Source organism: Paludifilum halophilum, from assembly GCF_002245355.1.
Classification (GTDB): Bacteria; Bacillota; Bacilli; order Thermoactinomycetales; family DSM-45169; genus Paludifilum; species Paludifilum halophilum.
This window is the reverse complement of record NZ_NOWF01000006.1, coordinates 112172-137627: the sequence shown is the minus strand read 5'-3', so window position 1 is coordinate 137627 and position 25456 is coordinate 112172. Positions and strand designations below refer to the sequence as shown.

Sequence of the window (25456 nt, the reverse complement as noted above, 5' to 3'; positions counted from 1 at the left end):
GGTGCAAGGCTCTCTCATCTGATTATACAGGAAATCCGGCGGAGATTCTTTGCACCTAAATCAACACGTCTGTTGAATGGCGATTCGCAGATGTGCTATCGTGACAATAATCAAATAAACAGACTATTGATACTAAAAATACTGTTTCACAATCGGGAATGATCGAAAGAAACGGAAAAGGAGTGGGCTGTGTTGAGTGGTGTGGACGGAACGGTTCCTTCACTGAAGAAAGCCTTAAACGCTCTTGATTTGCCCAAGGAAGGGGACAAGGTGTTGGCGCGGGAGGAACAGGATGTATCAAAGGTGATGGACTGGGCTTCCCGTACCGGAACAGCGGTGGTCCCCGAGGGCAAGGGGGCGTATGCCGCTTATGGGAATCCGGTTCGGCGGCCGGCGGCCACCCTCTCCCTGGAACCGATGCAGGAGGGGATCGACCACTCTGCAGGGGATCTGGTGGTCACGGTTCCAGCGGGATGGACCTTGGCCGAATTGCAGGTCCGTCTGCGGCAGGCGGGACAAATGCTGCCGCTGGATCCACCGCATCCGTCGGTAACGACGGTGGGGGGAGCGGTCGCTCTGGGGCTGACCGGGCCGAAACGGCTGAAGTATGGGGCGGTGCGGGACACTGTGATCGGATTGCGGGGGGTCTTACCCGGGGGAGAGGTGATTCGCTCCGGAGGGCAAGTGGTCAAAAACGTCGCTGGATATGATCTGAACAAACTTTGGGTTGGATCGATGGGAACGTTAGGAGTGATGACCCGGTGTACCTTTAAACTGCGGCCGCTGCCGTCGACGGAAACCGCTCTGCTGGTGGAAGTCCCCGATTGGTCCGTCATGTCCGGTTTTTGCCGGCAACTGTTGGATGCTCCACTGGAGCCCGCCGCCTTGGAAGTGTTGAACTGTTCATCTTTTAACCGATTGTCCGGCGGGGATCGTCCGGCCGGGCCCGGGGTGATGATCGGTTTTGAAGACGAGGAACAAGCGGTCCGTGTGCAGGAGGATCGGGTTACCGAGCTGGTGGAGGCGGCAGGCGTTGCCGTTCGGGAAAGATGGCGGGGAAACGGGGCGTCAAAGGCCTGGGAGGAATTAGGCGGGCTCTCGCCCCATGCTCTGGATGAGAAACCGGAAGAGAAAAGGATGGCGATCCGATTCATGGTACGCCCTGGACAAACGGTTGATTTGCTCCGGGAAGTGGATCGCTTGTGTCGGGAGAAGGAGGTTCCCGTTATGATCTACGGGGGAGCCGGGACCGGGATCGGCCGAGCCATTTTCGAAGGAAAGGCCATGTCGCTGGAGTCGGTGCTGCGGTTGACCCGGGAGATGCGGGATTGTGCCGAGTCACGATCCGGATATGCAGTGATTGAGCATGCTTCAGGGCCGGTTCGGGAAGCGGTTTCCGCCTGGGGACGGCTGCCGGCCGGTTTTGTCTTGATGCAGGGGATCAAATCGAAGCTGGATCCGGAATGCCTGCTCAATCCGGGCCGGTTTGTAGGAGGGATTTAAATGGAGGTGAAGCGTTCCGAAGAACACTATCCGTTCCCGGATCCGCCGGAAGCGGGGAAATGGGATGTTTGCGTCCACTGCGGGATGTGTCTGGATGCCTGTCCCACCTACCAGGAAAAGCAGTTGGAGCCGCATTCACCGCGGGGGCGGGTTCACCTGATCAAGGCCGCCGGTGAAGGACGGATGGAGTTGAATACGGGTTTGGCGGATCCCGTGTTTGAGTGTCTGGATTGTCGAGCTTGCGAGACCGTTTGTCCTGCCGGTGTTCAGGTGGGCTCTCTGATCGAAGAAGCCCGCGGCCAGTTGTACCGTGCAATGCCGCCCAAGGGATGGCGGGGGTGGTTGAGTAAACTGTTTTTACGGGGAATTTTCGTCGGTCCTCGACGCCTCCATAGTCTGGGAAGGCTGTTGCGTTTCTACCAGCGCAGTGGATTGGAATGGATGGTTCACAAGATGGGGTTGCTGCGCCTCCTCCCTCGTCATCTCCAAGGAATGGAGGCGGTGCTTCCCCGGGTCCCGCAACGACCGTCCCGTAAAAGCATGCCGGAGACAGCGCCTCCCTTGAGGGAGCGCCGTCACCGGGTCGGTCTGCTGACAGGATGCGTCATGGATGTCCTGTATGCCGGGATCAATGAGGCGACGGGACGGGTGTTGCGGCGAAACGGCTCTGAAGTCGTCGTTCCTCGGGGACAGCGCTGTTGCGGAGCACTGCAGGTTCACGCCGGGGATCGGGAAACGGCGAAAAAGCTGGCCAAGCGGAATATCGACGCTTTTTTGGAGGCAGAGGTGGACCGGGTGATTGTCAACGCGGCGGGCTGTGGAGCGGCGATGAAAGAGTATGGAGAACTGTTGAAAAATGATTCCGAGTATAGGGAAAAAGCGATACAGTTTTCCCAAAAGGTGCAGGATGTTTCCGCCTTTCTGGAGGAAACGGGGTTTGAACCGCCTGCCGCGAGGATCGAGCAAACGGTCACCTACCACGAAGCCTGCCATCTGGCCCACGGACAAGGTGTTCGCCGTCCGCCCCGCCGGTTGTTGGAGAGTATTCCCGGCCTTTCCCTGAAGGAAATGGCCGACGCGGATCGCTGTTGCGGCAGTGCCGGTATTTACAACCTGACCCACCCGGATATGGCCGGACGCCTGTTGGAACGGAAGGTGGACGATATTCCCAAGGATGTGGATCTCGTCGCCATGGGCAACCCCGGATGCATGATGCAGATGGCGATGGGGATTCACCAACGGGGTGAAAAAGAGCGGGTGGTGCATACGGTGGAGCTGTTGGATTGGGCGTACCGGCGAGAAAAGGGCGAAGCGGTGGAGGATTCGGTAACGGAGAAGAAGTCCGGCAGGAGTGAAAAAGATCCCCTAGTCCACAGTCTGCTGAAGATTCTGGAGGAAGATGCCGTGCTTTACCGGAAGGAGGAATTGATCGCCTACGAATGCGATGCGTACACGGTTCAACGCGGAGTTCCCCGGGCGGTGGTTTTCCCGGGAAATACGGAGGAAGTTTCCGCCGTGGTCCGGGTTCTTCATCAATGGGGAATTCCCTTTATTCCCCGGGGGGCTGGGACCGGCTTGAGCGGGGGAGCGACCCCTCGGGGAGGTGAAGTGGTGATCAGTTTGGCTCGCATGAACCGGTTGCTCGACGTGGATCTTCCCAACCGGCAGGCCGTGGTTCAGCCCGGATATATCAATCTCCACTTGACTCAGGCTGTCGCCGGAGACGGGTATTACTATGCCCCCGATCCATCCAGCCAACAAGCTTGTACCATCGGCGGCAATGTCGGCGAAAACGCCGGAGGGGCCCATTGCCTGAAATACGGGGTGACGACCAACCATATTCTCGGTCTGGAGATGGTTCTTCCCGACGGAGAAGTCGTCCGGATCGGCGGGTTGCCGGAGGAACCGGGTTACGACCTGTTGGGTTTGGTGATCGGGTCCGAGGGCACCTTGGGGATCGTGACGGAGATCACCGTCCGGTTGATGAAACAGGCGGAAGGTGTACGAACGGTACGGGCCCTGTTTGACCGTGTAGAAGACGCCAGTGAAGCCGTTTCCGATCTCATCGCCTCGGGAATTTTTCCGGCTGCGCTGGAGATGATGGACCGGCTGGCGATCCAAGGAGTGGAACGGGGAACCTTTCCCGTGGGTTACCCAGAGGATTTGGGCGCTGTGTTAATCATCGAAGTGGACGGAATCGAAGCCGGGCTTTCCGATCAAGTTCGGCGGGTTGTGGAAGTGTGCCAAAAGCGCAATGTCCGGGAAGTTCGGCCGGCGACCTCGGAGGCGGAACGAAAGAGCTGGTGGGCCAACCGGAAAACCGCTTTTGGAGCGATGGGTACCCTTTCCCCGGACTACTTGGTCCAGGATGGAGTGATTCCCCGGAGCCGATTGCCGGAGGTTTTGTCTCGGGTGGCGGAAATCAGCCGGGAGAAAGGTGTCCGGATTGCCAACGTTTTTCACGCCGGGGACGGTAACTTGCATCCTCTGATTCTATTCGACGCCAAAGTACCGGGAGAGCAGGAGCGGGCGATCGCCGCCGGTTCGGCCATTCTCAAAGTGTGTACCGAAGTGGGCGGAAGCATCACCGGTGAACACGGAGTGGGACTGGAAAAGCAGGAAGAGATGCGCTACCTGTTTTCCGACGGGGAAATGGATGTTTTCACCCGAGTGCGCAGTGTATTCAACCCGAAGGACTTGTGCAATCCGGGCAAGATATTCCCCTCGCCGTCCAAATGCGGGGAAGTGAAACGATACAGTAAAGAGGCGGCCGTACAATCAAAATAGGAGGAAGGTGATGGATTAAAACCGACTCGGTTTCCCTTTCCATCAGGGGATGAACGGGTTAACAAAGGTAGGGCGAAAAAGGGTTTGAAAAGCGTAGAATGATGAAAAAAGCGGCCCCTCCCTCAAAGAGGTTGGAGGCCGCTTTTTTCAGTGCTTCCCTTATATTATGGATTCGTCGCTTACCGGTAAATCTTAGCGCCTGTTTCCCGGAATTCCTTGGCCTTTTCCTTTAGACCGCTTTCCCGGGCCTCTTCCACGTTCAAGCCTTTTTCCGATGCGTATTCCCGGATGTCTTGCGTGATGCGCATACTGCAAAACTTGGGACCGCACATGGAGCAGAAGTGGGCTGTTTTGGCCGGTTCCGCAGGCAGGGTTTCATCATGGAAGGAAAGCGCCCGTTGTGGATCCAGGGACAGGTTGAACTGGTCTTTCCAACGAAATTCGAACCGGGCCTTGGATAGGGCGTCGTCCCAGGCTTGGGCTCCCGGGTGCCCCTTGGCCAGATCGGCGGCATGGGCGGCGATTTTGTAGGTAATAACCCCTTCTTTCACGTCTTCTTTGTTGGGGAGACCGAGGTGTTCCTTGGGAGTGACGTAGCAGAGCATCGCTGTTCCGTACCAGCCGATCATGGCGGCGCCGATCCCGGAGGTGATGTGATCGTACCCCGGCGCGATATCCGTGGTCAGGGGTCCCAGGGTGTAGAAGGGAGCCTCCCGGCAGATCTCCTGCTGGATATCCACGTTTTCTTTGATCTTGTGCATGGGGACGTGGCCCGGTCCTTCGATCATCACCTGAACGTCGTACTCCCAGGCGATTTCGGTCAACTCGCCCAGTGTTTCCAACTCGGCGAATTGGGATTCGTCATTGGCGTCGGCGATGGAACCGGGGCGAAGGCCGTCCCCCAGGGAGAACGAGATATCGTAGGCTTGCATGATTTCACAGATCTCCCGGAAGTGGGTGTACAGGAAACTCTCCTCGTGATGGGCCAAACACCAGGCGGCCATGATCGATCCTCCCCGGGAGACGATCCCCGTGACCCGGTCGGCCGTCATCGGGACGTAGCGGAGCAGAACCCCGGCATGGATCGTAAAGTAGTCCACCCCTTGTTCCGCTTGTTCAATCAGAGTGTCCCGGTAAATCTCCCAGGTCAGCTTTTCCGGCTCTCCGTTCACTTTTTCCAACGCCTGATAGATCGGCACCGTGCCTACCGGAACCGGCGAATTGCGGATAATCCACTCCCGGGTGCGGTGGATGTCTTTTCCGGTGGATAGATCCATGATCGTATCCGCTCCCCAGCGGGTGGCCCAGGTCATTTTATCCACTTCTTCGTCGATGGAAGAGGTGACGGCGGAGTTCCCGATATTGGCGTTGATTTTGACGTGGAAATTCTTCCCGATGATCATGGGTTCGGTTTCCGGATGATTGATGTTGGCGGGGATGATCGCTCGTCCGGAAGCTACTTCCTGGCGAACGAACTCCGGATCCACCTGTTCCCGGATCGCGATATACTCCATCTCCGGAGTCAAGATACCCCGACGGGCGTAATGCATTTGCGTAACCCGTTTTCCCTGTTTGGCTCGAAGAGGCTGACGCTTCAGTCCGGGGAAGTCCTTTTCCCGGACTGAAATGGGATCGAGGTCTCCATTATCCTCCGGTTTGATGGTGCGCCCCTCGTACGCTTCCACATCTCCCCGTTCCAGAATCCAATTTTTTCTCAGCGGGGAAAGCCCCTGTCGTATGTCCGTGGTGATGTCGGGGTCCGTATAAGGACCGCTGCTGTCGTACACCCGGACCGGTTCATTGCCTTCTTCCCCGAATCGGCCCGTGGTGGGAGACAGGGCGATTTCCCGCATCGGGACCCGGATATCCGGTCGGCTGCCCACGGTATACACTTTGCGGCTGTTGGGATGAGACCCGTTGTAACTCGACATGAGAGAATCCTCCTCCAAAGGGTTTCAAACAACCGGAACGACGGGAGGATAGCGCTTGAAGAGACGGGTTTCCAAATTGTACGAAAAAGGGACCGTACACAGCGTACGGTCCCTTTGGAGACAAGAACAAAGGTTCCCAAAACGAAACTTCCTACGCTGGAATTACCCAGATCAGGTTTAACGGTCGGCGTAGAATTCCCGCCCTCTCAGCCTGGCTCCTCCAAGCTCCCGTTGGTCGTTGGTTGTCAGTTTTCAAATTAACACAAGAATGAAGAAGAGTCAATCGGAAGTTTCGAAAAGATTTGTCACCTTGAGAAACTTTCTGTTGAAGGTTGCAACCTATGCCCTTATTTTGTCGTCTACATATAAAGGACTATTTTTTAAGAGTTCAATTCGATCCTTTCGTTCTATGTCGGTTAAAAAGTTCGCAATAATCAACAGGGAATACCTTCTTTTTCCGTCTTATTTAAGGTATTCTGAATGGTAAGCGGATGCAGGGAAAGGATGATCTTCCTTTGCGAATCGAATGGTCTCACCTCAATAAAGTTTATACCGGTCCAGGAGATGCCAGTCGCGAACGCCCCTCGTACCGACAGACCACACATACCGGATTGCTGGACTTTTCGACCTCTGTCCGCCGAGGGATCACCGTCGTGTTGGGACCCGAAGGGGCCGGCAAGAGCACCCTTCTCCGCGTGACGGCAATGGCTTCGGTTCCCGACGATGGCCGCGTCACCTATGAAATGCAGGAAAATGAGCGGTATGTCTGGTCCAAAAGCGTCGCGGCGATGGGGGGGATTCCCGCCGTTGAGCCTCTGAGAGGCCGGATCGGTTATGTCCCCGAGAAAAAACGTTCCAACCGGGAATTCTCGTTGGAAGAATCCCTCTTTTTCATGGCTCAATCCTACCGCATCCCTCAGCCGAAAAAACGATCGGCGGAGCTGATCGCCCGATGGGGGCTCGCCGGGTGCCGTAAAGAGCCTCTCAACGAACTGCCCGAAAGCGCGATCAACCGTTACCTGTTGGTCCGCAGTCTGTTGAACGAACCGGATATCTGGCTTTTGGACGAGCCGGCGAAGGGGTTGGACGAGTTCGGTTTTGAACTGTTTTGCCAGGAACTGGCCCGGCGCCGTTCTCAAGGACTAGTCATGATCGCTACGAATGACATGGAACTGGCGGAGGCGGCGGATGACCTTTTGCTGATGGAGAACGGTACCTGCCGTCGGATCGGAAAGCGGGATCTCCTGACCGCCAGTGTTCCTGACGGAACCGTTGCATCCTGGTACAAAACGATGCAGACGTTTTCCGGGATTCACACGCGTTCCAAGTGAAGAACTGAACGATAAAAGCACTGGCCCTTCCGGGTTCAGTGCTTTTTATGATGGATAATACTTTTTGACCGGATGATGGTGGTGTTGGGCCATCCAACACATGGCCTCTGCGATGTCCTGCTCCTTAACCAAAATAAAATCATCGACGTAGTTCAGAGCCAGACGGAGGTTTTCTTCTCCGATCTTTCCGAATAATCCCTCAGCCAACGACTCTTTGTATTCAACATCGACCATTTGCTTGGCATGAAATGAATAATACCAGGGTGGCGAAGCTTCACTCTGTACCCCGATCACGCGAACGTTGGGATTCATCGTTTTGGCGGCGATGGCGACTCCGCAGATGAGCCCTCCTCCAACTGCGGGGACGAGGATCACATCAAAATCGGGCTGATCCCACAGGGCTTCCAAGCCGACGGTTCCTTGAGCGGCGATGACAACAGGGTCTTCATAGGCGGGGATATACGTACGCCCCGTCTCCTCACTAAAGGGGCACTACCCCATTAAAATGGGGAGGATTCCCGCCCGCATATCCTAAATCATTTACGGTTTCAGGATGACTTTTAATGAGTCTTTGCCTTTGCTCACCATCTCAAAGCCTTTTTCGAATTCATGAAGCGGCAGCTGATGGGTTACCACCCCTTTCGTCGGAAAATCGCCATTGGCAATGCCCTCAATCACGAGGGGATAGCAGTAAGGACCCAGGTGAGAACCGAGCAGGTCCAGTTCTTTTCGATCGCTGATAATACTCCAATCAACACTGACCGGGTCTTTAAACACACTGAATTCAACAAAATGGCCGAGCTTACGAATCATATGCAACCCTTGTTCGACGGATTTGGGATGCCCGGTGGCCTCAATGTAGATATCACAGCCATAACCGTTCGTCATATCTTTGATTTGTTGGACCACATCCACCTTCGCCGGGTTGAGTACCATGTCAGCGCCGAACTCCTTCGCCAGTTCAAGACGTTGGTCAATCAGATCGAGAACAACGAGTTGACCGGGGCCGGATTTTTTTGCCGCTCCAACCATGCCGAGACCCAGCGTTCCGGCACCGGAAATGACAACGAAATCTCCCAGTTGAATTTGTGCTCGCTGAACCGCGTGAAGAGAGCATGCATAGGGTTCGATAAGAATGGCATCTTCAATCGGTAAATCATCCGGGACACGATATTGAATCGCCTCTTTTGTAAACTTCATATACTGTGCCATGCCGCCGTTTACATTGTTCTGAAAACCGTAAAGGTCATGTTTTTCACACATCCAATATTGACCGCGATGGCAAAAAAGACAGTCCCAACAAGGAACAATTTGTTCGGAGATCACCCGATCGCCGATATCATACGCTTGTATGTTGTTGCCTTTTGCCACAACATGACCGACAAATTCGTGACCGGGGATCATCGGTGCTTTGATATACGCCGGTTGTGTCTCATCCCCCCAAAAGCTGGGTGCCCCGTCATAAGCTTTAACGTCGCCGGCACAAATACCACAAGCTTCAACTTCGATGATGATTTCATGATCATTTTCCAGTTGGGGAGTTGCGACTCTTTCAAAACGATAATCACCGGGGCCGTAAGCGACTACGGCATCCATGGTTTTCGGGATTTCTTTATTTTTGTTCTTCACCGGTTGGGTGGTTTCCATTGAATAGATCCCCCTTCAAATAAAATGGAGTGGAACAGTCATGCGTCTCTCAATCGGCTTGGACGGAATCTGAGACGAGTCTTTCCCGGGATGGGATCCGATGAATGGATTCCATGAAGTGATAGGAATCAGAGGTTCCATCGATGATCAGGGAATGAGTCATTTGTTTGCCATGAATCGGCTGGACACCATCCAACAGCAATCCATCGGTCACCCCTGTTGCGACGAAAAATCCTTCATCCGACCGGACAATCTCGTCTGCGGTTAGTTTCTGTTCACAATGAACAATCCCCATCTTACGGCATCTTTCGGTTTCCGCGTCGTTGGTCGGAAGAAGCCGACCTTGAAAATCCCCTCCCAATGCCTTGACGGCTGCCGCCGAGACAACGCCTTCCGGTGCTCCTCCGATTCCAAGGAACAGATCAATTTTCCCATGGTCCAATGCCGCACAGATTGCACCCGTCACATCGACATCATCGAATAATTTCACACTCGCTCCATACTGAAGGATGCTGTTAATCAGTTTTTCATGCCGTTTCCGTTCCTGTACTGTAATAGTAAGATCGGATACATCTTTGCCTTTTGCTTTTGCCACCGCTTTCATATTTTCAATCAATGGTGCGTCCAAGTCGATGATCCCTCTTGCTTTGGAGCCGACAGCGATCTTCTCCATATACATATCCGGCGCAGAAAGCAACCCCCCTTTTGGAGTCACCGCCATGACGGCGATGGAATTTTCGCGTCCTTTGGCAATCAGGGAAGTTCCATCCAGCGGATCCACCGCTATTTCCAGACTGGGGCCCTTCCCGGTACCCAATCTTTCCCCGATATAAAGCATCGGAGCTTCATCCATTTCGCCTTCACCGATCACAATTCTGCCATCCATGGAGATTGCATTTAACCGTTTTCGCATCGCTTCGGTACTGGCGCGATCCGCTTCATTTTTATTCCCCTTCCCAATCCACGGATAAGCGGCTAGGGCGGCTTTTTCCGTGACATTGGCAAAATCCAGAATCAGCTTGTTCATGGGTTGTCACCTCAGAATAGAACTCAGACTCTCTGAGCGGATCGAACCGTTGAAAGAAATACTTCAAGCATTAAATAGGCCGAAGTGGCACCGGGATCTTGATGACCGACGGATCGGCTCCCGAGGCGGCTGGACCTTCCTTTTTTGGATATAAGGTCCCGAGTCGATTCCATTCCTTTTTTACCGGCCTGAACCGCTTTCTCAAAAGCGCTTTCAAAAGGGTCGCCCGCTGTGATTCGTTCTTGCAAGGTGTTACGGGCCGGCATGAAAGTGTCTATCATGGTTTTTTCTCCGATTTCCGCTTTGCCCTTCTGTTGAATGCCATCAATAAACGCAACCCAGAAGGCGGACAGATCATCGTCCGTCAATTCCGATTTATTTTGAAGCACTCGGCTGCCTCGCAAGAAACCTGTAGCGTATAGGGGGCCGACGGATGATCCGACTGCATTGATAAAGGCTTTTCCGACCTCTTTACAAATGTATCCGCAATCCGTCTCGTCTTTTAAGTCGGTATGCAACTTTTCCTCAATCGCTTGCCAGCCGAGGGACATGGTTACTCCATGATCTCCGTCTCCCAACTTACGGTCGAGTTCAGACAAATCATCTTTTTTCTCCTCGACTTTTAATGTGACTCGATGAAGAAATGATTTAAATTCACTGGCTGTGATATGCATGATGGTACCTCCTCATTTCTGCACAAACATGGGGCAATCCGCCGGATAATCGACGATGTCGGCCAGTTCATCATCAAGCTTCATCAATGTCAAAGAACAGCCGCCCATTTCGAGAGAGGTAATGTAGTCTCCCACATATGAGCGATGAATGGTGATCTGTTTTTGGTTCAGCTGTTGCTCGATCCGTCGGAACATAAGGTATAGTTCCATCCTCGATGTCGAACCGAGTCCATTTACAAGAACTGCTACACGCTCCCCTTGTTCCAGAGGCATGTCATGGAGGATATCTTTCAACAGTCGATCCGCTACATCATTGGCTGTCTGAACTTTGCCCCGTTCCACACCCGGTTCCCCGTGAATGCCTAAACCGATTTCCATTTCACTTTCGCCCAATTCAAAACTCGGCTCCCCGGTTTGGGGTAACGAGCAAGGACTCAGCGCAACCCCCATCGTTCTCGTATGGCTATTGGCCTTCTTAGCAATTCTGACGACTTCACTGAGGGGTAGACCTTTGGCGGCGGCGGCTCCGGCCGCTTTAAAAACGAAAAAACCTCCAGCGATGCCGCGTCGTTGATCTTCCCCTCCTTTGGCTACGGAAGCCACATCATCGGTCACAAGAACCGTTTCCACTCGAATGTCTTCTTCGAGATCAGCCAGCTCCGCGGCCATATCAAAGTTCATGATATCTCCCGCATAATTGCCGTAAAGGTAGATGACACCGGTCCCTTTGTCGATGGCCTTCGTTGTTTCCAAGATCGGGTCCGGAGGTGGAGAAGCAAAGATATTACCTACTGCAACACCGTCGGCGAATCCATCTCCGATATAACCCATAAAAGCCGGTTCATGACCGGATCCTCCTCCGATTAAAACACCCACTTTATTGTCGGGGGTTTGTCTGGATGTGACCAGTGATCGTTTGTTTTCATTTCGTTGTTTGATATACTCTGGATACGCTTTCACATAACCCTCTATCATTTCATCGACGACATGCTGGGGATTATTGATGAGTTTCTTCATGTTGTTCTCCTTTCAAAAATTGTTTCTCACCGTCCATAATTTTCCGAACCTTACGACTGGAATGTCCGCCGACAAATTCCGAGTTGATATAAGTCTCTACTACTTTTTTCGCAACTTCAATCCCGATCACCTTCGCTCCCATGGTCAAGATTTGCGCATTATTACTTTTTTGCGCTCTTTCCGCCGAATAGGTATCATGGCACAAGGCGGCTCGAATCCCGGGGACTTTACCGGCCGCAATCGTTACACCGATTCCTGTACCACAAATCAAAATTCCTCTGGGAATTTTTTTATTGGAGATATCTTTCGCCACTTGAAAAGCAACATCCGGATAATCCACAGCTTCGCATGAATAGCAACCGTAATCGATCACGTCATGTCCCGATTCATGGAGGAATGCCTTGATTTCTTCTTTCATTTCAAACGCATGATGGTCACAACCAAGGGCAATTTGCATTTTATCCCCTCCGCTGAACTGTCTGAAAGTTTAGTTCCCATTTTACACGAAAGATCCCAATTGTCAATCGTTTGTTTTTATATTATTTTATTTTATTTCGTTTTCCGCTTCATATGTTTTTGTTTATTGAAAGTATTTCTTGTGTATTCTATCATGAATTTAATGAATCCAACTTTAGAGGGGGTTTCAGAATATGGTGAAGTTGTTTGTTTCCGAACGAAGAAAGGAAATAATGCAAATTTTGCATCGCCAGCACCGTATTACGGTTAAAGAGTTATCCAAAAAAGTGGGTGTTTCGGAGGCTACTCTCCGAATGGATTTAAACCAGATGGAAAAGGAGGGGTTGTTAAAACGCACGCATGGAGGTGCAATCCTTAACGACTACATTGAAAACGAAACGACTTTTTCAGTGAGGGAAAAGAAGAACAGAGCGGAAAAAATGAAAATAGCGGAGAAAGCTGAGAAACTGATAGAAAGTGACCAATGCCTGTTATTGGACGGAAGTTCTACCGCCTTAGAACTCGCCCGGGTTCTGAAAAACAAAAAAATAAGATTAACCGTTGTAACCAACGGGATCTACACCGCTCTCGAATTGAGAGAAAACCCGGATATCACTTGCATTTTGATCGGGGGAATTGTACAGAAAGGCTCCGGTTCTTTGGAGGGAACCATCGGTACGGATACACTTAAGAATATCAATGTGGATATCATGTTTACATCGGCTTATGGATTTTGTTTTGAGACGGGATTGACAGACTTCAATGTCTATGAAGTGGAATTGAAAAAAGAGATGATAAAAAAAGCGAACAAGGTGGTGGCATTGATTGATCATACAAAAATAAATAAATCATCGATCTCCTCTTTTGTATCAGCGGATCACATTGATCGGTTGATCACGGATATGAAGTTACCTGAAGATATGCTGAAACGATTCCGGGACTGCGACATCCATGTGGATGATCAATAAGTGGTTACAACTTGGAGCGTGGATAAAGCCATTCTCTTCATTCAGGAGAATGGTTTTTCTTTGAGGAGAAATGTGAAAACGAAAATAAACGAAAAATAATAACAGATAATGTGTTGACATGATAAAAAGTTATAATATAATTAATGACCAAACAAAATATTCCGATTAAATTTGAAAGCGATTGCAGATGAGTGGTTGAAAAATACGGTTTTAGCTCTGGCTCCATATGTAGGAATATTTAAAAATATGAAACGGGAGTGATCTTGTGTCGGCATTACCCAACCGTACAAATATCCTGCATCGGATCGGTATTCCTTTGAAACTTACCTGGGGCTATCTCGGCGTTTTAATTTTTATGATGGGCGACGGACTGGAGTTAGGGTGGCTCAGCCCGTATTTGATAGAAGAGGGACTGAGTGTTCAACAATCCGGTTTTCTTTTTACAGCCTATGGCGTCACCATTGCGATCTCATCTTGGTTTTCAGGTGTGCTGGTTGAGGCGTTCGGTCCTAAAAAAACCATGTTAGCCGGTTTAATGTTGTACATTATCGGTACGATTGGTTTTGTGGGTTTGGCTATCCCCGGTTTTCATTACGGGTTGATGCTTCCGATGTACGCTTTACGGGGTTTCGGGTATCCTCTTTTCGCATACGGTTTTCTCGTATGGATCACGTACCGGAGCCCGAAAGAGAAACTGGGTACCGCTGTAGGTTGGTTCTGGTTTGTTTTTACGGGCGGGTTAAATGTCTTAGGTGCTTATTATTCGATTTGGGCCATCACCCATATCGGCCATGTCAATACGCTTTGGTCCGCTTTGTTGTGGGTGATCCTCGGAGCCTTCTTCGCCCTTGTGATCAATAAAGACACCTTTGAGAAAAATGAAGGTGCCGTAAAATCAAAGTTCAAGGAATTGGTGAAAGGGATCACCATTGTTAAACAGGAACCTAAAGTCGGTATCGCCGGAATCGTCCGAGTAATCAATCAAACGGCACAATACGCCTTCCCGGTTTTCTTACCCAGTTATTTGGTTCAATACGGCATTGAAACAACGGTTTGGCTTAACATTTGGGGTTCCATTTTTGTTTCTAATATTGCGTTTAACCTGTTATTCGGTTTCGTTGGAGACAAATTCGGGTGGCGTAACACCGTCATGTGGATCGGCGGAGTCGGTTGCGGAACATTTACCATTCTCTTATTTTACGCTCCTCAAGTCGTAGGAGATAATCTTTTTGTTATTCAAACGCTGGGTATCTTGTGGGGGGCTTGTCTCGCCGGATATGTACCGTTATCTGCGCTGGTGCCCTCTCTCGTCAATCGGGACAAAGGTGCGGCGATGTCCATATTAAACCTGGGTGCAGGGCTGTGTGTTTTTGTGGGACCGGCCGTCGTTGCCCTATTTATTGATTGGGTCGGGAATGAAGGGATCATTTGGATTTTGGCCGCTCTTTATTACTTGGGTGCCTTTTTGACGAAGTTCGTCACTTTACCGGATCAAACAAAAACGTCTTTGCAAACTCCCTTGGAACGTACGAAGACCCATGTTTAATGATCCGATCTACTTTCGTTCGCGCCGGAGGCTGAGATTCTCCACCTCGTAGGCCAGGTGGGCCTTGGTTTGGCGGCGGTCGAAGCCGTCTTCGGTGCCGACGTGAATCTCCAGGTCGCCGAGGCGGAGCCAGAAGCCGCCTCGTCCGCAAGGGAATCCGGTTTGGGGATCTCTTCAAGGCCGAGGGTCCTGCCGTAAAAGCGGCGGGTTTCTTTTTCCGCTCCTGTGGGAAGGGTAATCTGGACATGGTGGAGCCGTCGGGTAATCATCGTATCGTCACCTCCAAAAAAATCCCGCCTCCAGACAAGAGGAGGCGGGTATTTTATCATGAGTCGGCATCGATGATCTGTTTACGCCTGGGCCGTTTCTTTGCTGTCCAGGAACTGGCGCAACACCGTTTGCAGGATGCCGCCGTTTTTGTAGTATTCCACATCCACTTGGCTGTCGAGGCGGACAATCGCTTTAAACTCGACGGTGGAGCCGTCGGGTTTGACCGCTTTGATGTCCAGCTTTTGGAAGGGCTGCAATTGATCGTCCAACCCGAGGATGTCGAAACTCTCATCGCCGGTCAAGCCGAGAGACTGCCAGCTTTCTCCTTCTTCGAACTGGAGCGGCAGTACGCCCATGCCGACCAGATTGGAACGGTGAATCCGCTCGAAGCTCTCAGCAATGACCGCCTTGACCCCGAGGAGGTTGGTTCCTTTAGCCGCCCAATCCCGGGAACTTCCGGTTCCGTACTCTTTGCCGGCCAGCACAATCAGCGGTGTCTGATCGTTGTGGTATTTCACCGCCGCGTCATAGATGGGCATTGTTTCTCCGGTGGGGATATATTTGGTGAACCCGCCTTCTGTACCCGGTACCATTTGGTTGCGGATGCGGATATTGGCGAAGGTTCCCCGGGTCATAATGCGATCGTTGCCGCGCCGGGAACCGTAGGAGTTAAAATTGCGCGGTTTGACTCCCTTTTCCCGCAGATATTTGCCGGCCGGGCTGTTGGGAGCGATCGCACCCGCCGGAGAAATGTGGTCTGTAGTGACGGAATCCTTCAATAGTGCCAGCGTACGGGCCCCTTTGATTTCCTCAACGGGTTCCAGCTCGGGGGAGAGGTCGACGAAGAAAGGAGGCTCCTGGATATAGGTGGACTGTTCATCCCAGTCATACAGTTCCCCTTCGGGGGTGTCCATTTGGTTCCAGCGTTCATTGGCGTCAAAGACGCGGCCATACTGCTCTCGGAACTGGTCGGCGTTCATCGAGGCGTCAATGGCTTCCCGGATTTCCTCGTTACTCGGCCAGATGTCTTTGAAATAGACCGGGTTGCGATCCGTATCGTACCCAATCGGATCCTTTTCAAAATCGATATCCACGGTGCCGGCCAGCGCATAGGCGACCACCAGCGGCGGTGATGCCAGGTAGTTGGCTTTGACATCGGGGTGAATCCGGCCTTCGAAGTTCCGGTTACCGGACAAGACCGATGCGACAGTCAAATCGTTGTCATGGATCGCTTGGCTGATCTCCTCCGGTAAGGGCCCGCTGTTTCCGATACAAGTAGCGCAACCGTAGCCGGCCAGGGTGAAGCCCAGTTTGTTCAGGGAATCCATCATCCCGGATTGAACCAGGTATTCCGTAACCACCTTGGATCCCGGTGTCAGGCTGGTTTTTACATAAGGCGGAACGGTCAGACCTTTTTCCACCGCTTTATGAGCGACCAGGGCCGCTCCCAGCATCACCGACGGGTTGGAAGTGTTGGTGCAGCTGGTGATAGCGGCGATGACGACGGAGCCGTTATCCAGCTCGAAGGTTTGGCCGTCGGATTCCACCGTCACCTTTTTGGAGGGTTCTTCGACGCCGAAACCGCCTTCGTCGATCGGTTTGGTCAGCGTCTCGTTCCAGGTTTCCTTCATGTCCGAGAGCTCGATCCGGTCCTGGGGACGGCGCGGACCGGCCAAGCTCGGCTTGACGGTGGACAGGTCCAGTTCGATGGTGTCGGTAAAGGCCGGATCCGGGGTGTTATCGGTGCGGAACATTCCCTGGGCCTGGTAATATTCCTTGACCAGTTGGACCTGCTCTTCCTCCCGACCGGTGTTCCGGAGGTAGTTGAGGGATTCTTCGTCCACCGGGAAGAAACCGATGGTAGCGCCGTATTCCGGAGACATATTGGCCACAGTCGCCCGGTCCGCCAGGCTGATGTTGGACAGTCCCGGTCCGTAAAATTCGACAAACTTGCCGACGACGCCTTTCTCCCGGAGCATTTGGGTGACAGTCAGGGCCAAGTCGGTAGCGGTGGCCCCTTCCGACAGTTCGCCGGTCAGCTTAAAGCCGATGACTTCCGGAGTGAGGAAGTAGAGGGGCTGACCCAGCATACCCGCTTCCGCTTCGATGCCGCCGACACCCCAGCCGACGACGCCGAGGCCGTTGATCATGGTAGTGTGGGAGTCGGTACCCACCAGAGAATCCGGGAAGACTTCCGTTTCGCCGTTGACGTCCCGGGTGGCGGCCACTTGAGCGAGGTACTCCAGATTGACCTGGTGTACGATCCCGGTGGCGGGAGGCACGGCACGGAAGTTGTTGAAGGCTTCCTTCGCCCAGCGCAGGAGGCGGTAGCGTTCTTCGTTCCGTTCGAACTCCCGGTTCATGTTGTATTCCAGCGCATCGTTCGTTCCGAATTTGTCGACCATGACCGAGTGGTCGATCACCAGGTCGACGGGAATCAGGGGATTAATCCGTTTCGGATCGCCGCCGACGCGGTTCATCGCTGAACGGAGTGCCGCCAAATCAACCACCGCTGGTACCCCGGTAAAGTCCTGCAACACGATCCGGGCCGGTTTGAAGGCGACTTCTTTTTTCTCGTGATGATCCGCCCACCGGGCCAACTGGCGGATATGTTCTTCGGTGACAGAATGTCCGTCGTGTTGGCGAACGGCGGCTTCCAGGAGGACTTTGATGGAAAAGGGAAGCCGGGAGATGTTGCCGACGCCCTGTTCTTCCAACCCCGCCAATCGATAGAAGCGGTAGTCCTTATCGCCGACGGTCAGCTTTTCGCGCACGCCGAACAGATCTTTGTCGGGCATAGTGGAAAACCTCCTTTGGAAAATAAAAGTAAAAATAGCTGTTTCACCTATCGAAACCAAGTTTCTTTTTCGGTCTTCATTATACACTGAAAAGCTGGTTGTTGTATACCCTGCATTTTCCCGGCTTCCTCTTTGACGCCATGCGATCAACCAGTATAATGGATAATAAAATCTTTTTTCATATGGTGGAACAAAAGGGGCTAATCCGCGATGGAAGGGAAAAAAACGGTTCGCGCCGCCGAGCGGGCACTGGATATTTTATTGTGCTTTACGAGAAAGCGGGAACTCAGTCTGACGGAAATCACAAGAATGACTGGCCTGAACAAAAGTACCGTTTATCGGCTGCTGGCCACTCTGGAGGATAAGGGGTTTCTCGTCCGGGATTCGGAAACAGATAAATACCAGCTGGGGTTTCGGGTGTGGGAGCTGTATGCCAACCTTTCCCGGACGGATGATCCGGCGATTCTCTTTCTCCCGGAGATGGAACGGCTCCGGGATACGGTGGAGGAGACAGTCAGCCTGTATTTTCGGGATGGTTTTGAACGGATTCGGGTGCAGGCGGTGGAAAGCCTGCAGGCGATCCGGCGGGTGGCACCGTTGGGCGCACGGATGCCTTTGGCTGTCGGCGCCTCCAGCAAGGTGCTGGTCGCCTTTGCCACTCCGGCGGAGCAGAGAGCCATCCTGGCGGATCCGTCATGGCCTTCCTCTGTCGACCGGGAACGATACAGACGGCAGTTGGAGGAAATCCGCGATCAGGGATATGCCACCAGTGTAGAGGAACGGGAGGCGGGCACTTCCGCGGTGTCCGTTCCTGTCCTGGGACGCGACCGGCGCATGATCGCCGCTTTGGCGGTTTCCGGACCGGTCGAGCGGTTGACCATGGATCGGATGAAAGAGATCGTTCCCCGCATTATGGAGGCGACGAGCCGGATGCAGAAAATGGCCGCGAAGTAATCTTACGGGGACGAAAACGGATGACGAGCATCGGGGGAATCCGGGAGGTGTTGAAATCCGTCCGGGAAGTGTGAGATGGGTGATAAACGGGGATCATACAAGGAGGATGGGTGGAAAGGGAAAGGTTCCATCGGTTTCGCTTGATGACCCGGGAAAACAGGTAGATTTCTGGAGGGATCTCGATGAGTCCAAAGGATAAACCCAGCCGGGAAGAACTGAAGAAAAAACTGACACCCCTGCAATTTGAGGTGACCCAGAATAACGGTACGGAGCCTCCTTTTCGGAACGAATATTGGGATAATGAAAGGGAAGGGATCTATGTGGATATCGTTTCAGGGAAGCCTTTGTTCAGTTCCAAAGATCAATTCGATTCCGGCTGCGGCTGGCCCAGCTTTACCAAGCCCCTGCAAAGCGGGGAAATCGAAGAACGGGAAGACCGGAGTTTTAACATGATCCGGACCGAGGTACGCAGTCGGGAGGTGGATTCCCATCTCGGTCATGTTTTTGACGACGGTCCGGGGCCCGAGGGGCTGCGCTATTGTATCAATTCCGCCGCATTGCGGTTTATTCCCAAAGAAGATCTGAAAAAAGAAGGGTATGGGGAATACCTCTCTCTATTTGAGGAGAAGGAATGAAAGGTTGCGATCCATCACTGATCGAGCCCGCCGGTTGTCGGCGGGCTCGATTTACGAGGGGTTGTTTCGACGGTCGGCCGGCCGGGCTTGTTTTTCCGGTGAATCGGCTTTCCCCTGTTTCCGCTGTGGATTCAGCTCGGTGGTCGGTTCGGCACCCAGGGATTTTTCCACCGTACGGTCCCCTTTCTGAGGCATGCTTGTCCCTCCTGAACATGGTTTTTTCTTAGATTGGCTGAGTTTACCGCTTTTATACGGGTCTTTGAAAAAAGTGAGGTAAGGCGATAGTCTATTTGTTTTGCTGGATACAATATTTTCGTCCCCTTTCCTATTATTCCATAAATAATTATAATAGGAATAATCAACTATTTATGAAAGGGGATGTATATTGGATTTATTCACTCTATTCAAAATGATTGTAACTGGTAAACGTGGATCTTCTACTATCGAGTATGTCACGCTTATCCCTGCGGTTGTGGCACTGGCGATGATTCTTAATTCTGTCACAAATAGTGGGGGCGTACAAACTGCTTTACGTGATAGGGTTTCAGATGCTATTGGCGGGGTAATAGGAGAAAACGGAACAAACCAGGAACAACAGGATAACAAAAAAGATATAGAAAGTGACCAAAAAGGGCAATGGCTAGCAGACTCTGATGATATCTCAAAAGGGAAAAAAGCGGATACTCTCGAACATGATTCATCGGATAGTTATACTGTTCAAAAAACTTGTCCTGCGTGTTTTGTCTGGGGTTATAGAATTTATAAGGGTCTTCGGGGGTTCTTGAGTTCAGCCGGAAGACTGTTTGGTAAGGAATCTGCCAAGAAAGCGGCTAAAAAAGGAGCGGAGAAATCAGCGAAAAAGGGTGCTAAAAAAGGATCGAAAAAGGGGAAAACACCCAATAGCGAGTTTGGAAAGAATGGCTGGGGTATGCAAAAAGGTGGCGCCGAAATTGGAGGAAGAAAATACACAGAACATGCACTTGAAAGAATGGCACCAAATACGCCGCAGGTAAGAGCGGAATTAGAACGAAGGGCTCTTAAGAAAGGACTAAAGCCAGGGACGAAAAGATTTAAAGAATATATTGATCCTCGAGGTATTCCTCCTAGAGTAGTAGAGGATACTATTAAAAATGGAAAGCGAGTGCCAGGTAATACGAAAGATACATGGAAATATATAGGTGATGATATCAATGTCATTACAAATAAAAAAGGCGATGTAATTACGGTAATACCTAAATAAAGAGGGATGATGAAATGAGCTTCTATGATGAATATGAGTTATTAGAGTTGTTTTGTAGTGAGCCAAAGGTGATTGATCAGGAAGTTGGCATTTACGAATATCAAATGAGCAGTGAAACTGGCCACACCTTTACGTTATATTTCTCCATTCACGAAGAGACTGTAATCATTACTTTAAGTCACAACAAATTAATGAATCCTATTTTTGATATTTCTTTAAAAGAAGTTGAAAAGATCAAGGCAGACTCGGAAAAATTAGTATTTACAAGAAATGATAAACCTACAGTTATGATGTATGTCAAGCCAAGCTTTACTTTGGAGATAGAGAACCTATAACAAACCTTAGAATGAAAGGTTGCGATCCATCACTGATCGAGCCCGCCGGTTGTCGGCGGGCTCGATTTACGAGGGATTGTTTCGACGGTCGGCCGGCCGGGCTTGTTTTTCCGGTGAATCGGCTTTCCCCTGTTTCCGCTGTGGATTCGGCTCGGTGGTCGGTTCGGCACCCAGGGATTTTTCCACCGTACGGTCCCCTTTCTGAGGCATGCTTGTCCCTCCTGAACATGGTTTTTTCTTAGATTGGCTGAGTTTACCGCTTTTATACGGGTCTTTGAAAAAAGTGAGGTAAAGTGGGCATAAAAAAACGTTTCCGTATGAGGAGGCCGTTTTGTATGAATGACTTACTTGATAGGTTTAGGGGACGTATTTCATCAAGGCTGTCCAACTTATTTTGCATTTAACTCGGACTGACCCGTTCTATTTACTCCTTACGCTCATCAGTTTTACGGCTTGACTTCTCATTCAATATGGAACGCAGTTCCTTGATATCCTCTTCAGTCAAGGAATCCCCTTGGATAAACTGAACCAACATCGATTTTAGCGTTCCACCATAAATTCGCTTAAGAAAAGACTGTGCCTCGGCGTGCTGACATTCTTCCTGTGAGTACAGCGGAAAAAAAGTATAGACCTTTTGATTTTGGTTTACACCGACCACTTTTTTTTGGACCAGACGATCCAAAAGAGTACGTACGGTTTTAGGCTTCCAATCCGTGTGCTCCTGCAAGGAGTGGATGACTTCATTGGCCGTTTGTGGTTCCTCCTTTTTCCAAAGAACGTTCATGACTTCCCATTCCGCTTCCGAGATATTGGGTACTTTTCTAGACACTTTGATCCTCCTTCTTTGGATGCACATATTCTTTTCAGCAAACACTAATATATGCCTTTATCCCTCAAAATAGATAATGTTATTTCTGCCGCCATACTTCCGTAGGTGTTGTCTTCATTTTGTATATTGGTTGCAAAGAAATAAGTGTTCTCCTTGGTCTCTACATACCCAATGAACCAACCGTTAATATTTTTATTATTTACAGCCCCTGTACCTGTTTTCCCGGAAAGCTGTACACCGGCTTTTTCTTCTAATCTGATCGTATCTTTAACGGTCTGAACATGCTTCTCCTTAAATCCAAATTGGTTTGTATAAAAAGCTTTAAGTAATTGCACCTGCTCTACCGGTGAGATCTTTAATGAAGATTCTATCCAGTATTGTCCGATTCCGCCGGAAAGATCGGTATTACCGTAGCCGATTTGTTTCAGAAAAGCTTGCATATCATTCCGTTGGATTCTTTTATCCAAATCCTGAAAGTACCAGTTCACTGAATGATGCATGGCTATAAATAAATTCCGATCCATATTCCAAGCATCATAAGGATACTGAATTCCATTCCATTTCAGGGTGGAATGTTCACGCGTTATGACATTGGACTCCAATGCAAATAATGCGATGTAAATCTTGTAAGTTGAATCCGGAGAAACTCGCAGTATGCTTTTATTTTCATTATAGATACGATACTGATCCGCTTGCATATCATATAATACAAAGCTTCCTTCAAACCCAGCAAAATGTTCGCTCAGATCCTCGTAAACCGTCTGCTCACTTTTAAAATCGTAACGAGTTTGATCCTCAGCCATCACAGAAATGAATGGAATCTGACTGGCAACAAATCCTCCCGCTAGCGTAAAAATAGCGATACTCTTGAGATTCAACAGCTTTGATTCCGTCGTAAAGGATGCGATTTTTTCAATACGTCTTTTGATTTGCTCTTTGGAACTGTTCAGCTGATTTGCCAAAATAAAATTCCTAGTCTGTGATACCCTGTCCACGACATGAATAATCGTATTTCCATATTCGCTATAACAGTGCTCGTCCAATGAATGTAAAACGGCAATATCACAAGCTATTTCTCGATCCAATCTCATTTCCTTGAAAGCAATCCAAACAAGCGGATGGAACCAGTATAAAATTTGGTAAACGACGATCAGATAATTCGTCAAAATATCTTTATATTTATAGTGATTGAGTTCATGCAAAAAAATGTATTTGATATCCTTCATAGAAAGCCATTCTTCAAAGTGAATCGGAAGCACAATATAAGTCTTGAAAAGACCAAATGTCATTGGAGATTTGACAAGCGGCGATACCCCTACGTTAATATTTCTCGATATATTTAAATCCAACTTGCACTGTTCAAACAAGAGTCGAACCTCTTTATTTTTCACCTCAAATGTATTGCTTTTAATGTCCTTGATCTTGAACCAAGCTTGTATTGTCAGAACAGAAAAAACCAACACTCCTGCCATCCATATACCGGCTATAGCGATATTCAGCAAGTCTGGAGCGGAACGATTGACAGATATCGTAAAGTCCTGCAACCAATTAACGTTCTGTATCAAATGATCTCCAGCAGCGTTAGTAGGCGCTTCTATTTTATTGCTATGATTTGCTTCGAAAAAACCGATATGATTTTCGTAATTAAATAAATGCCTCGATATAAAAGGAAGGGTTAGGGCAATCAACAATAAGAACCATAGATTATATTGCCATTTCGCCGATAACTGCTTTTGGAACACCTTTTTCATCAGCATAATGAAGGCAATGGTTAAAGAAGACACCATAAAGCCTAGAACAAAATAAGTTAAGAATACGCTGTTCGTCTCCATCACTCAATCCTTTCTTTGAATCGAACGCAAAACGAACCTTGCTTCCATCCCACACTAGAATCAACAACTGGTTGAAATTCTGTTTCATTTAGTAATAAGCCTCTTAGTCAGAGGCTTATTACTTGGAAGAATCTATGTGTTAACCAGCTTATAATCAGTTTCTCATGTAATACAGGATATTGAAAGCTCAGTCCGTTACACGTGGAAACAATGGAACCGCGAGAATTGATTACTAGCTGGTAATTGATTGTTCACTTCAGGGCTTCCACGACCTCCTTTGTTGCCTGTGCGATCAGCTTATCATTATATTCATCATCTTTTTTATCGCGATGAGAAAGGATAGCAAGTACTATAGGATCACTCTTCGGCGGCCAAATGATGCCAATGTCATTTCGTATGCCATAGCCTGCTCCGCCGGACTTATCTGCTACTTTCCAGTCCTTCGGTACTCTCGCGCGGATTAACGTACTCCCAGTGGTATTTCTCTTCATCCAATCTGTCAAAAGGGAACGTTTTTCCGTTGGAAGTGCTTCGCCGATTGTGAAAGCCTGGAGGCTGGTGGCAAGCGCTCTCGGTGTACTGGTATCATGAGTTTCTCCTGGTTTAACTTCGTTTAACTCTGGTTCAATTCGCTCAGGATTGGTAACATTGTCACCCATCTCCCTGAGTGATTTTTTAAACCCCCGAGGCCCATCCAGTTGTTCAAATATGAGGTTCGCTGCTGTATTATCACTGTATCGAAGAGAAGCATCGCAAAGCTCTTTCAGAGTCATTCCCGTATCAACATGCTTCTCTGTAATCGGATTATAATTTACAAGATCATCACGGGTATAGGTGATTTTTTGGTCAAGGTCTTCGATTGACTTTTGTTGTAACAAGGCTCCTACAGAAAGAGCTTTATGAGTCGATGCATATGCAAAACGCTCGTCGGGTCGATAAGTGACGGTTTGGTTGGTGCCGGTGTCCAGTGCGAAAACGCCAAGTCTGGCATCAAATTTCTCCTCAAGTTTGGCAAAATCATCTGTAACGGCGGTTTCTTGATTTTGTTGTTTGGATGGAGCGGCGTTATTCTCTGAACAACCAACCAGCATTAAACATGAGGGAATCAGTACAAGAGCCGTTTTCTTGAATGTAACCCATGATTTCATGAGAATATAACCTCTTTCTAAAAATATTGTAGTTAATGACCCATCAAACTTTGAACCAAATGGTCAAAAGAATATTTTATTTTCGACGTTTGTTTTCAGTAGAATTTTCTAGGTCACGTTTTTGAATTACACATGTAAGACCATACTACATATGTAATCTATAGATGTCAACCTCCGAGGATGAAGCCATCATTTCCCCGTACGAACTCCGTCTATTTTGCCTCTGGTGACAGCATCGGTGCGCCCGCCGTCAAGGATGATCACGGATTTTCCGCAGAGTATGGCGTCACTTTACATGGACGTTCAGAGACATTCCGGGCACCCGTTCGTCAAAAGGAGTAGGGAGATGCGGGGAATTCAAGAAATCCTACAAGATGACGAGGAGATCTGTTACGCAAAGCCACATTGGGTCACTTTTTTAAACTGTTGTAATTAACGAAATCTTAATTTATAATATAAAAAAGTGAAGCGCTTAAATTCCTTTTCCTTCGTGTAAGCGCTTTAAGAATCAAGGAGAGGTTGTGTGTC

The 25456-nt window shown here is 49.9% G+C and carries 21 protein-coding genes, 3 pseudogenes and 1 riboswitch; of the genes and pseudogenes, 10 read left to right on the top strand and 14 right to left on the bottom strand.

Annotated elements, in window-relative coordinates; all coding sequences use genetic code 11:
• Window positions 1–201: 201 nt before the first annotated feature.
• The 3 genes and pseudogenes from CHM34_RS10980 (at window position 202) to CHM34_RS10975 (ending at window position 4290) form a co-directional block, all read left to right on the top strand.
• Window positions 202–1503, top strand: coding sequence for an FAD-binding oxidoreductase (locus CHM34_RS10980; RefSeq protein ID WP_240511990.1), 1302 nt, complete (start codon window positions 202–204; stop codon window positions 1501–1503).
• Window positions 1504–2820, top strand: a pseudogene (locus tag CHM34_RS19845) ((Fe-S)-binding protein); the annotation flags it as partial.
• Window positions 2818–4290, top strand: a complete 1473-nt coding sequence (locus CHM34_RS10975) for an FAD-linked oxidase C-terminal domain-containing protein (protein ID WP_240511989.1) — start codon at window positions 2818–2820, stop codon at window positions 4288–4290. The pseudogene CHM34_RS19845 and the gene CHM34_RS10975, both read left to right, overlap by 3 nt.
• 179 nt (window positions 4291–4469) lie before the next feature.
• Here CHM34_RS10975 and thiC read toward each other — a convergent pair whose 3' ends face one another.
• A complete protein-coding gene (thiC, locus tag CHM34_RS10970; protein ID WP_094264658.1) occupies window positions 4470–6221 on the bottom strand; it encodes a phosphomethylpyrimidine synthase ThiC in 1752 nt (583 codons plus the stop codon).
• A 131-nt stretch (window positions 6222–6352) separates the two neighbouring features.
• Window positions 6353–6463, bottom strand: a riboswitch (TPP riboswitch).
• A gap of 273 nt (window positions 6464–6736) precedes the next feature.
• On the opposite strand from thiC, the gene CHM34_RS10965 reads away from it, so the two are divergent.
• Window positions 6737–7552, top strand: a complete 816-nt coding sequence (locus tag CHM34_RS10965) for an ABC transporter ATP-binding protein (RefSeq protein WP_169713700.1) — start codon at window positions 6737–6739, stop codon at window positions 7550–7552.
• Between the two features lie 45 nt (window positions 7553–7597).
• Here the strand turns inward: CHM34_RS10965 and CHM34_RS10960 are convergent.
• From CHM34_RS10960 to rpiB, 6 genes and pseudogenes are all read right to left on the bottom strand, one after another.
• Window positions 7598–8020: pseudogene (locus tag CHM34_RS10960) on the bottom strand (pyridoxal-phosphate dependent enzyme); the annotation flags it as partial.
• Between the two features lie 72 nt (window positions 8021–8092).
• Window positions 8093–9199 carry an MDR/zinc-dependent alcohol dehydrogenase-like family protein gene (locus CHM34_RS10955; protein ID WP_094264655.1) on the bottom strand — a complete coding sequence of 369 codons (1107 nt, stop codon included), beginning with the start codon at window positions 9197–9199 and terminating at the stop codon, window positions 8093–8095.
• A gap of 49 nt (window positions 9200–9248) precedes the next feature.
• Window positions 9249–10226 (bottom strand): class II fructose-bisphosphatase, encoded by a 978-nt coding sequence (gene glpX / locus CHM34_RS10950; protein WP_094264654.1) that lies wholly within the window; start codon window positions 10224–10226, stop codon window positions 9249–9251.
• A gap of 23 nt (window positions 10227–10249) precedes the next feature.
• Window positions 10250–10900 (bottom strand): dihydroxyacetone kinase subunit DhaL, encoded by a 651-nt coding sequence (dhaL, locus tag CHM34_RS10945; protein ID WP_094264653.1) that lies wholly within the window; start codon window positions 10898–10900, stop codon window positions 10250–10252.
• A gap of 12 nt (window positions 10901–10912) precedes the next feature.
• On the bottom strand, window positions 10913–11917 hold the full coding sequence (locus tag CHM34_RS10940) for a dihydroxyacetone kinase subunit DhaK (protein WP_094264652.1): 1005 nt from the start codon (window positions 11915–11917) through the stop codon (window positions 10913–10915).
• Window positions 11898–12374 carry a ribose 5-phosphate isomerase B gene (gene rpiB / locus CHM34_RS10935; protein ID WP_094264651.1) on the bottom strand — a complete coding sequence of 159 codons (477 nt, stop codon included), beginning with the start codon at window positions 12372–12374 and terminating at the stop codon, window positions 11898–11900. Before rpiB ends, CHM34_RS10940 begins: the two co-directional genes overlap by 20 nt.
• Window positions 12375–12567: 193 nt before the next feature.
• Between rpiB and CHM34_RS10930 the strand changes: the two genes are divergently transcribed.
• Entirely contained in the window at window positions 12568–13341 is a 774-nt protein-coding gene (locus CHM34_RS10930; RefSeq protein WP_094264650.1) for a DeoR/GlpR family DNA-binding transcription regulator, read from the top strand.
• A 265-nt stretch (window positions 13342–13606) separates the two neighbouring features.
• A complete protein-coding gene (locus CHM34_RS10925) occupies window positions 13607–14887 on the top strand; it encodes an MFS transporter (RefSeq protein WP_094264649.1) in 1281 nt (426 codons plus the stop codon).
• A gap of 21 nt (window positions 14888–14908) precedes the next feature.
• Here the strand turns inward: CHM34_RS10925 and CHM34_RS19840 are convergent.
• Window positions 14909–15156 (bottom strand): annotated as a pseudogene (locus tag CHM34_RS19840) (VOC family protein); the annotation flags it as partial.
• An 81-nt stretch (window positions 15157–15237) separates the two neighbouring features.
• The gene (gene acnA / locus CHM34_RS10915; protein WP_094264648.1) at window positions 15238–17955 is read right to left on the bottom strand and encodes an aconitate hydratase AcnA; all 2718 of its coding nucleotides are present in this window, start codon (window positions 17953–17955) and stop codon (window positions 15238–15240) included.
• 210 nt (window positions 17956–18165) lie between these two features.
• Here acnA and CHM34_RS10910 point away from each other — a divergent pair, with 210 nt between their 5' ends.
• Window positions 18166–18909 carry an IclR family transcriptional regulator gene (locus CHM34_RS10910; protein WP_094264647.1) on the top strand — a complete coding sequence of 248 codons (744 nt, stop codon included), beginning with the start codon at window positions 18166–18168 and terminating at the stop codon, window positions 18907–18909.
• Window positions 18910–19091: 182 nt separating this feature from the next.
• A complete protein-coding gene (gene msrB / locus CHM34_RS10905; protein WP_094264646.1) occupies window positions 19092–19544 on the top strand; it encodes a peptide-methionine (R)-S-oxide reductase MsrB in 453 nt (150 codons plus the stop codon).
• A 51-nt stretch (window positions 19545–19595) separates the two neighbouring features.
• Here the strand turns inward: msrB and CHM34_RS19340 are convergent, their stop codons facing one another.
• Window positions 19596–19739, bottom strand: coding sequence for a hypothetical protein (locus CHM34_RS19340; protein ID WP_169713699.1), 144 nt, complete (start codon window positions 19737–19739; stop codon window positions 19596–19598).
• Window positions 19740–19929: 190 nt separating this feature from the next.
• Between CHM34_RS19340 and CHM34_RS10900 the strand changes: the two genes are divergently transcribed.
• The gene (locus CHM34_RS10900; RefSeq protein ID WP_094264645.1) at window positions 19930–20784 is read left to right on the top strand and encodes a DUF4244 domain-containing protein; all 855 of its coding nucleotides are present in this window, start codon (window positions 19930–19932) and stop codon (window positions 20782–20784) included.
• Window positions 20785–20798: 14 nt separating this feature from the next.
• The gene (locus CHM34_RS10895; RefSeq protein ID WP_094264644.1) at window positions 20799–21119 is read left to right on the top strand and encodes a hypothetical protein; all 321 of its coding nucleotides are present in this window, start codon (window positions 20799–20801) and stop codon (window positions 21117–21119) included.
• 66 nt (window positions 21120–21185) lie between these two features.
• On the opposite strand, the gene CHM34_RS19335 is transcribed toward CHM34_RS10895, so the two are convergent.
• The 4 genes from CHM34_RS19335 to bla all read right to left on the bottom strand — a co-directional run bounded on the left by CHM34_RS19335 (window position 21186) and on the right by bla (window position 24928).
• Window positions 21186–21329 carry a hypothetical protein gene (locus tag CHM34_RS19335; protein WP_169713698.1) on the bottom strand — a complete coding sequence of 48 codons (144 nt, stop codon included), beginning with the start codon at window positions 21327–21329 and terminating at the stop codon, window positions 21186–21188.
• Window positions 21330–21543: 214 nt separating this feature from the next.
• Window positions 21544–21975: a penicillinase repressor BlaI gene (gene blaI / locus CHM34_RS10890; protein ID WP_439116326.1), complete on the bottom strand. Its 432-nt coding sequence runs from the start codon at window positions 21973–21975 to the stop codon at window positions 21544–21546.
• A 17-nt stretch (window positions 21976–21992) separates the two neighbouring features.
• A complete protein-coding gene (locus tag CHM34_RS10885; RefSeq protein ID WP_094264642.1) occupies window positions 21993–23780 on the bottom strand; it encodes a BlaR1 family beta-lactam sensor/signal transducer in 1788 nt (595 codons plus the stop codon).
• A gap of 251 nt (window positions 23781–24031) precedes the next feature.
• Window positions 24032–24928 (bottom strand): class A beta-lactamase, encoded by an 897-nt coding sequence (bla, locus tag CHM34_RS10880; protein ID WP_094264641.1) that lies wholly within the window; start codon window positions 24926–24928, stop codon window positions 24032–24034.
• Window positions 24929–25456 lie beyond the last annotated feature (528 nt).

Excerpts from the sequence above, each read along its gene's own strand:
- glpX (WP_094264654.1), bottom strand. The coding sequence starts at position 10,226 with ATGAACAAGCTGATTCTGGATTTTGCCAATGTCACGGAAAAAGCCGCC.
- CHM34_RS10930 (WP_094264650.1), top strand. The coding sequence starts at position 12,568 with ATGGTGAAGTTGTTTGTTTCCGAACGAAGAAAGGAAATAATGCAAATT.
- CHM34_RS10955 (WP_094264655.1), bottom strand. The coding sequence starts at position 9,199 with ATGGAAACCACCCAACCGGTGAAGAACAAAAATAAAGAAATCCCGAAA.
- msrB (WP_094264646.1), top strand. The coding sequence starts at position 19,092 with ATGAGTCCAAAGGATAAACCCAGCCGGGAAGAACTGAAGAAAAAACTG.
- CHM34_RS10940 (WP_094264652.1), bottom strand. The coding sequence starts at position 11,917 with ATGAAGAAACTCATCAATAATCCCCAGCATGTCGTCGATGAAATGATA.
- rpiB (WP_094264651.1), bottom strand. The coding sequence starts at position 12,374 with ATGCAAATTGCCCTTGGTTGTGACCATCATGCGTTTGAAATGAAAGAA.
- CHM34_RS10910 (WP_094264647.1), top strand. The coding sequence starts at position 18,166 with ATGGAAGGGAAAAAAACGGTTCGCGCCGCCGAGCGGGCACTGGATATT.
- bla (WP_094264641.1), bottom strand. The coding sequence starts at position 24,928 with ATGAAATCATGGGTTACATTCAAGAAAACGGCTCTTGTACTGATTCCC.
- CHM34_RS10895 (WP_094264644.1), top strand. The coding sequence starts at position 20,799 with ATGAGCTTCTATGATGAATATGAGTTATTAGAGTTGTTTTGTAGTGAG.
- CHM34_RS19340 (WP_169713699.1), bottom strand. The coding sequence starts at position 19,739 with ATGCCTCAGAAAGGGGACCGTACGGTGGAAAAATCCCTGGGTGCCGAA.
- thiC (WP_094264658.1), bottom strand. The coding sequence starts at position 6,221 with ATGTCGAGTTACAACGGGTCTCATCCCAACAGCCGCAAAGTGTATACC.
- dhaL (WP_094264653.1), bottom strand. The coding sequence starts at position 10,900 with ATGCATATCACAGCCAGTGAATTTAAATCATTTCTTCATCGAGTCACA.
- blaI (WP_439116326.1), bottom strand. The coding sequence starts at position 21,975 with ATGTGCATCCAAAGAAGGAGGATCAAAGTGTCTAGAAAAGTACCCAAT.
- CHM34_RS10885 (WP_094264642.1), bottom strand. The coding sequence starts at position 23,780 with ATGGAGACGAACAGCGTATTCTTAACTTATTTTGTTCTAGGCTTTATG.
- CHM34_RS19335 (WP_169713698.1), bottom strand. The coding sequence starts at position 21,329 with ATGCCTCAGAAAGGGGACCGTACGGTGGAAAAATCCCTGGGTGCCGAA.
- acnA (WP_094264648.1), bottom strand. The coding sequence starts at position 17,955 with ATGCCCGACAAAGATCTGTTCGGCGTGCGCGAAAAGCTGACCGTCGGC.